Here is a 504-nt window from a genome sequence, read left to right on the forward strand (position 1 = left end):
CCTCGTCATCGCCGACGAACCCGTCTCCGCCCTCGACGTCTCCGTCCGCGCACAAATCCTCAACCTCCTCACCGAACTCCAGGACGAGTTCGGACTCACCTACCTGTTCATCTCCCACGACCTCTCCGTCGTCGAACACGTCAGCGACCGCGTCACCGTCATGTACCTCGGCAAAATCGCCGAACAAGCCGACACCACCGACCTCTACCGGCAACCCCACCACCCCTACACCGAAACCCTCATGCACGCGGTACCACTGCCGGATCCGGCCCTGCGACACGCACGACAAGAACGCGCCACCACCGACGACCTACCCGACCCCGCCAACCCACCCACCGGCTGTCTGTTCCACACCCGCTGCCCCCATGCCGCCGCCGAACGATGCCCCACCGACGTGCCGGAACTGCGTCCCACCGGCGACAGCCACCGAACCGCCTGCCACTACGCCGACGACCTCGTCCTCTCGGGCGTCGCTACGGACGGCAACGGAGCGCAGAGAACCAC

1 protein-coding gene is annotated in these 504 nt (G+C 66.5%); it reads left to right on the forward strand.

Annotated features, from left to right (window positions below):
- The coding region (locus tag ELR45_RS41700) for an oligopeptide/dipeptide ABC transporter ATP-binding protein (protein WP_338069618.1) at positions 1 to 504 on the forward strand (504 nt) is incomplete at both ends.

This window comes from Phytoactinopolyspora endophytica (assembly GCF_004138495.1).
In the GTDB taxonomy this organism is placed as follows: domain Bacteria; phylum Actinomycetota; class Actinomycetes; order Jiangellales; family Jiangellaceae; genus Phytoactinopolyspora; species Phytoactinopolyspora endophytica.